Below are 6,464 nucleotides of genomic sequence, written 5' to 3' on the forward strand. Positions count from 1 at the left end.
CCGCGGCACCCGGCGCCGGGTCAGCGGCGTCTGCCCTCGGCCGGCACGCCCATGGACGCGAACAGTTTCTCGGCCGCCGCGTGATGCGCGGCGGCCTCCTGTTCGTCCCCCAGGGCCCCGGCGGCCCGTGCCAGACCGAGCCGGGCGTACGCCTCCTCGGGGCGGTAGTGGAGGCGTACGGCGAGGTCGTCGGCCTGGGTGTGCAGGTCGAGGGCCGCCCGGTGGTCGCCGTGCTGGTGCAGCACCCGACCGAGCATGTTCTTCACCTTCGCGGACCGCAGCGGCGACGCCCCCGATCTGATCCTCTCCAGAGCCTGGCCTACGTAGGCCCGGGACTGCTCGGTGGCGCCGAGGTGGAGGGCGACGTCGGCCGACAGGGCCATCGTCATGGCGACGATGCCGGGCTCACGCTCGTCCTCGCACAGCGTGCGGGCCTCGGTCATGGCGGCCTCGGCCTCCGCGTAGGCGCCGAGTCCCAGACAGGCGAACCCCAGGTCGATGAGGGCCACCAGCGCGCTGTCGTGCCGGACCAGCTGCCGGCACAGCTCGACCGCCCGCCGTGCCGCCTCGGCCGCCTCCCGGTAGCGGCCCCACTGTTCGTACAGCGTGCTCAGGACGGTGAGGCTCTCCGCCTCGGACCGGCTCAGCCCCAGGTCCCGCTCCTGGGTGATGGCCCGTTCCAGATGGGCCAGGGCGTCGGGGAAGCGGCCCAGCAGGCTCTTGTACAGGCCGAGCGTGCCCTCGCAGTGGGCCGCGGTGGCCCGGTCGCCGACGCGTACGGCCACCGCTCTGCTCTCCTCGGCGACCTCGACGCCCTCGTCGAATCTGCCCTGCTCCCAGCAGGCGACACCCAGGTTGGCCAGGCTCACCGCGAGCAGCGCGTCGTCCCCCAGCCGGCGGGCGGCGGCGACCGCCGTACGGGCCGAGTCCTCGAACTCGTCCAGCAGACCGAGGACGTTGAGATGGAACAGGACGTTGCGGGCCAGGCACACCGCCTGCCGGTCGTAGCCGTGGCGCACGGCCAGCCGCACCGCGGACAGCAGGGTGTTCTGTTCGCGGGCGAACCATTCGCGGGCGGTGTCGGGGGAGGTCACGTCCGGCAGCTCGTACGGGCAGGCGGGGATGCCGGAGGGGATGCGGCGCCGGCCGGGGAAGAGCACCCGGCACGCCGCCTCGGTGACGGTGAGGTAGTAGCCGAGGAGTCGCTCGACGGCCGCCGCGTCCGCGGGCCGTTCGGCCCCGTCGTAGAGCCCGCGGGCGAAGCTGATCACCAGGTCGTGGAAGCCGTAGCGGCCGATCTCGGGCTGCTCGACCAGGTGGACGTCCAGCAGGAGTTCCAGTACGTCCTCGCCGTGCCGGGGCCGGGTGCCGAGCAGGGCGCCCGCGGCGTACACGTCGATGCCGCCGCCGGGGTGCAGGGCCAGGGTGCGGAAGGCGGCCCGGCCCTCCTCGTCCAGGGCCTGGTAGGACAGCCGCAGGGTCGCCGCGACGCTGCGCTCGCCGATGCTCAGCTCGTCCAGCCGCCGCGTCTCGTCGCGCAGCCGGTCGGCCATGTACTGGAGGGTCCAGCGGGGGCGGTTGCCCAGCCGGGCGGTGGCGATCCGCAGGGCGAGGGGGAGGTGGTCGCAGAGCCGGGCCAGCTCGGCGGCCGCCGCGGGTTCGGCCGCCACGCGCTCGGCGCCCAGGGTCTGGGCCATCAGGCTGTGGCTCTCCTCCGCGGTCATCACGTCCAGCGAGAGCCAGTGGGCCCCGTCCAGGTCGATGAGCCTGGCCCGGCTCGTGACCAGGACCAGACAGCCGGGTTCGGTCGGCAGGAGCGGGCGTACGGCGGCGGTGTCGGCGGCGTTGTCGAGCATCAGCAGCAGCCGCTTGCCGGACACGGCCCTGCGCCACAGGGCCCGGCGGCCGACGAGGTCGTCGGGGATTCGCTCGTCCGGCAGCCCGAGGGCTCGCAGCAGGGTGCCCAGGGCGCTGACCGGGCTGATGGGCTGCTGGCCCGGGGAGTAGCCGCGCAGATCGATGTGGAGCCGGCCGTCCGGAAAGGCGTCGGCCAGCCGGTGGGCGGCCCGCACGGTCAGGGAGGTCTTGCCGCTGCCGCCCATCCCGTCGATGGCCACGATCCGGGTGCCGCCGCTGCCGGGCTGCCGGGCCCGTTCGAGGATCTCCCGCAGCTCGCGCTCCCGGCCGGAGAAGTCCGACACGTCGTAGGGCAGGGTGCACGGTGACTCCACGCCCGCCGGGACCGGCGCCGGTGCGGGGGGCGCCGCCCTGGGCAGGGCCAGCTGCGGGCTCTCGCGCAGGATGTCCTCGTACAGCTTGGTCAGCCTGGCGCCCGGGTCGATGCCGAGTTCCTCGACCAGCAGTTCACGCATCCTGGCGTACTCCTCGAGCGCCTCTGCCTGACGTTCCGAGCGGTACAGGGCGAGCATGAGCTGGCCGCGCAGGGTCTCCCGCAGCGGGTGCTGGGTGACGAACTCCCTCAGGTCACCGACCAGTTCGGCAGCTTCACCCAGGTCGAGACGCAGGCCGAGGAACTGCTCGACCGCGGCCATGCGGCGCTCCTCCAGCGCGGTGGCGGCGGCCTCGATCACCGGGCCGCCCTCGCCGGCCAGCACCGGTCCGCGCCACAGTGCGAGGGCGTCCCGCAGGACGCCGATGGCCTCCGTGTCGCGGTGGGCCGCCGCGGCCTCGCGCGCCCGGGCGGCGAGGGACTGGAACTCGGTCAGGTCGAGCTGGCCGGCGGCCAGTTCGGCGCGGTAGCCGGGGCCGTCCGTGACCAGGACCTCGCCACCGCCGGGGATACGGCGGCGCAGATCGGCGACGGCCTTGCGCACCTGGTGGGACGAGGTGGCGGGAGGTTCCTCCGCCCAGGCCGCGGCCACGAGGCGGGGGACGGGGATCACCTTGCCGGGGTCCAGCAGCAGCGCGGCCAGCACCCGTTCCTGGATGGTGCCGCCGAGCCGGAGCCGCTCACCGCCGGACCAGCCCTCCAACGGGCCGAGCACCTTGAAACGGAGCGTCCTCCCGTGATCCGGCCGCACCTTCCCACCCCCGTGGCGTTTGGGCCCAGGAAATCCTTCGCACGCAGATCCCGCCGATCGTAGGTCGTCATCTGCCTGACAACCAGAGGGCTTTGTGGGAAACGGGGTGGGACCCGTTCGGGAGCGGATCGGGAAGGGCGGCGTCAACGCTTGCCCCCATGACGGCAGACCTCACCCTCATGCCCGGCCCGGTCCCCGACAACAACCCGCCGCTCTCCCCACGGGAACGGCAGGTGCTCGCCCATATCGCGGCGGGCTTCACCCATTCGCAGACCTCGCGGCGGCTGCACATCAGCCCGAGCTCCGTCGAGACCTATCTGCAGCGCATCCGCCACAAGCTGGACGCGCCGACCCTGGCTCATCTCGTCCGCGCGGCGATCGAACTCGGCCTGTGAAAGGGAAGGAGAGGACAGCGATGAAGGACGGCGCCACGGAGAGCACGGAGAGCACGGAGAGCACGGAGAGCGTGCCCGAGCGGAACATGCGGCTGCTGCGGGAGGCGAAGAAGGTCCTGGCCCGGCCGTCCGCCACGGTGTCGCTCCAGGAACGGCTCACCTTCCTGGCGGAGCAGGCCGGTTCGGTCTACGACGTCTCCGCGCCGCCCGATGTCTACGGCGACGGCGTCGTGGCCGAGCTGGAGCGGCGTGTCGCGGAGCTGCTGGGCAAGGAGGACGCGGCGTTCTTCCCCACCGGCACCATGGCCCAGCAGGTGGCCCTGCACTGCTGGGCCGAGCGCAGCGGCAACCGCCGGGTGGCACTGCATCCGGTCTCGCACCCCGAGGTGTTCGAGGCGGACGCCTTCCGCATGCTGAGCGATCTGCGGCCGATGAAGGCCACCGTGGCCCCGCGCCATCCCACGGCCGAGGAGATCCGCGCTCTGCCCGAGCCGTTCGGCGCGCTGATGCTCGAACTCCCCCTGCGGGACGTCGGATATCTGCTGCCGACCTGGGACGAGCTGGTCGAGGTCACCGAGGCGGCCCGGGAGCGGGGCGCGATCGTGCACTTCGACGGGGCCAGGCTCTGGGACTGCACGCCCCACTTCGGGCACTCGCTGGCGGAGATCGCCGCCCTCGCGGACAGCGTGTACGTCTCCTTCTACAAGTCGCTCGACGGGCTGTCCGGAGCGGCCCTGGCGGGGCCTGCCGATCTGGTCCGGGAGACCCGGATCTGGCGGCACCGCTACGGCGGCAAGGTCTTCCAGCAGTTCCCCGCCGCCCTTTCCGCGCTCATCGGCCTGGACCGCGAACTGCCGCGGCTGCCCGAGTACGTGGCGCAGGCGCGCGTGGTGGCCACGGCGATGGCGGACGCGTTCCGGGAGGCCGGGCTCGGCTGGTTCAAGGTGCAGCCGGAGCCGCCTCACACCCTTCAGTTCCAGGTGTGGCTGCCCCATTCCCCCGCGGCGCTGGTGGAGGCGGCGGCCCGGCAGGCCGAGGACACCGGGGGCACGCTCTTCCAACTGCCCTGGTGGCAGCCGGGGGTTCCGCCGGGGATCAGCCTGACGGAGGTGACGGTGACGGCGGCCGGTCTCGACTGGAGTGCGTCGGACGTGCGGGAGTCGGTTCTCGACTTCGTCCGGCGGGTCGAGGGCGTCGAAGGGGTCGCGGGCTAGCTACGGCCCTGCCGGCTTGTCCTGGTCGGTGCCGTCGAGGCCGGTGCCGTCGAGGCCGGTGCCGTCGAGGCCGGTGCCGTCGAGGCCGGTGTCGTCCAGGCCCGTGGTGTCGAGCGGCAGGACGGACAGGGCCTCGGCGGTGAGCGCCTGCTGGCCCGCGCTGAAGCCGGCGCGGTTCCAGTGGAAGACGGTCCAGTAGGCGGCGGCCTGCCGTGGGGACAGCGGGTGGTGGGTGCGGGGCAGGCTGAGGCACTCGCGGTGCCAGGCGCGGAACAGGTCGTCGCCGGTCCGCGCGAACTCGTCCACGAGCGAGGCGCGCAGGCCGTCCCGTTCCGGACCGGGCCCCCGGGCGGGTGTCCCCCAGGCGTCGCCCCAGCGTTCCTGCAACGCCCTGGCCAGCGAGACCACCTCCGGTCGCGCCCACGCGTGTTCGGTCAGCCGGCGGCCGGTGTCGCGGCACACCCGGTCCCAGACCTCCCGGTCCTCCCAGCCCACGACGCCGAGCGCGGCGTAGACACGGGCGAGGACGCGGAAGGAGAGCTCCCAGCGCTCCCCACTCGTGGCGCGGCCGCCGCGGGCGGCGTGCCAGCGCATCCACAGCCGGGAGTCCGCGCTCCAGGTGCGGTGCACGAAGTGCATCGACCGCGAACCGCCGAAGAGCACCTCCTGGGGTTCGTACACGGCGCTGCGCACACGGTCGGGGCCGACGACGCGTGCCGCTGCCGCCACCGCCGCCTCGCGCAGTTCGGACAGGGGCATGTCCGCCATCGCGCTCAGGCGCCAGCGCAGTCCGGGTGGCTTGTGGATGAAGAAGCAGGCCGACGCGTGACCGGTGCCGTGCAGGAGTTCGGTCTCGTGCAGCAGCTGTTCGTACACGTGCGTGGCGGGCGGGTAGTCCGTGAGGATCAGGCCGATGTCCACCCAGGGGCTGCGGGGGGCCGCCCGGTGGGGCGGGATCAGGGTCTCGTCGGTGCCGGGCATCAGCGGGTCGGTGTCGGCGAGGTGGGGGTTCACGCGGCGCTCCTGGTGGCTCGGTGCCATGAGCGGAGCGCGTGCTCCGCGGCTGCCGCCAGGGCCAGCAGCCCGTCGGCACCGGCCGTTCCGGCGAGCCGGACAGCATGCTGACGCACCATCAGGTGCCTTTCGTGTGCGGCTGCTTGAGGGAACACGGCCCGCTGGAGGCAGGCCCGGGTCGCTGTCGCACGCCGCTCCCACAGCTCGGTCAGCCCCGGGGGCAGTTCGCTGTCCCGCCGGGCCGGGTCCGTCAACAGCGGCAGCACGGCCCGGCGTCGGGGTGCGAAGCCGCGGCGGTCCGGGGTGACGTCCGCGAGGGGGGAAGGGCCGCCCTCGGTGGTCAGCCGTGCGGCGAGATCGAGCGCGCCGAGCAGCGGTACGTTCGGTTCACCGGCCCCCAGCGCGGCCAGCGCGCAACGGGTGTCGACCGCCGCCCACCGCTCCAGCGGCTCCGGCTGCGCCACCGGCGTACCGAACCCCGCGTCCCGCCGGTAGGGCAGGATCGTCGGCCCTTCGAGGGCGGGGTCGGCGGCGAGCGCGCCGGAGAGCCGGACCAGCAGGTCGTCCCAGGTGTCCGGACGGTCATGTGCGAGACGGACACAGAGTTCGACGTGCTCGTGGTCGCCATGGGTGAAGAACCACCGCCGACCGGCGAACACGTCGGCCAACCGCCCCCGCAGCACCGCCCACCGCCCGGCCGGGCACCGCACGACGGCACGCAGCCATGCGCCGCCGGGCAGGACCGGGGGCAGGGGGTGGGGGAACTCCGGGGCCGGCTCCTGTGCCGCCGCCTCCGACTC

Annotated in this window: 5 protein-coding genes; 2 read left to right on the forward strand and 3 right to left on the reverse strand. The window is 73.7% G+C overall.

Annotation, left to right across the window (positions count from 1 at the left end):
* Positions 1 to 20: 20 nt before the first annotated feature.
* Positions 21 to 3,005 (reverse strand): AfsR/SARP family transcriptional regulator, encoded by a 2,985-nt coding sequence (locus TN53_RS12985; RefSeq protein WP_234441586.1) that lies wholly within the window; start codon positions 3,003 to 3,005, stop codon positions 21 to 23.
* A gap of 194 nt (positions 3,006 to 3,199) precedes the next feature.
* On the opposite strand from TN53_RS12985, the gene TN53_RS12990 reads away from it, so the two are divergent.
* Positions 3,200 to 3,436: a response regulator transcription factor gene (locus TN53_RS12990; RefSeq protein ID WP_234308132.1), complete on the forward strand. Its 237-nt coding sequence runs from the start codon at positions 3,200 to 3,202 to the stop codon at positions 3,434 to 3,436.
* Between the two features lie 20 nt (positions 3,437 to 3,456).
* Positions 3,457 to 4,650: a beta-eliminating lyase-related protein gene (locus tag TN53_RS12995; RefSeq protein WP_095046175.1), complete on the forward strand. Its 1,194-nt coding sequence runs from the start codon at positions 3,457 to 3,459 to the stop codon at positions 4,648 to 4,650.
* On the opposite strand, the gene TN53_RS13000 is transcribed toward TN53_RS12995, so the two are convergent.
* Entirely contained in the window at positions 4,651 to 5,664 is a 1,014-nt protein-coding gene (locus TN53_RS13000; RefSeq protein ID WP_046258592.1) for a lantibiotic dehydratase C-terminal domain-containing protein, read from the reverse strand. It abuts the gene before it with no gap.
* On the reverse strand, positions 5,661 to 6,464 hold an 804-nt coding region (locus TN53_RS13005), incomplete at its 5' end, for a hypothetical protein (protein WP_046247665.1). The genes TN53_RS13000 and TN53_RS13005, both read right to left, overlap by 4 nt.

It is taken from the genome of Streptomyces sp. WM6386, from assembly GCF_000972385.1.
In the GTDB taxonomy this organism is placed as follows: Bacteria; Actinomycetota; Actinomycetes; order Streptomycetales; family Streptomycetaceae; genus Streptomyces.

Coding starts and splice junctions, on each gene's coding strand:
- TN53_RS12990 (WP_234308132.1), top strand. CDS start 3,200: ATGACGGCAGACCTCACCCTCATGCCCGGCCCGGTCCCCGACAACAAC.
- TN53_RS12995 (WP_095046175.1), top strand. CDS start 3,457: ATGAAGGACGGCGCCACGGAGAGCACGGAGAGCACGGAGAGCACGGAG.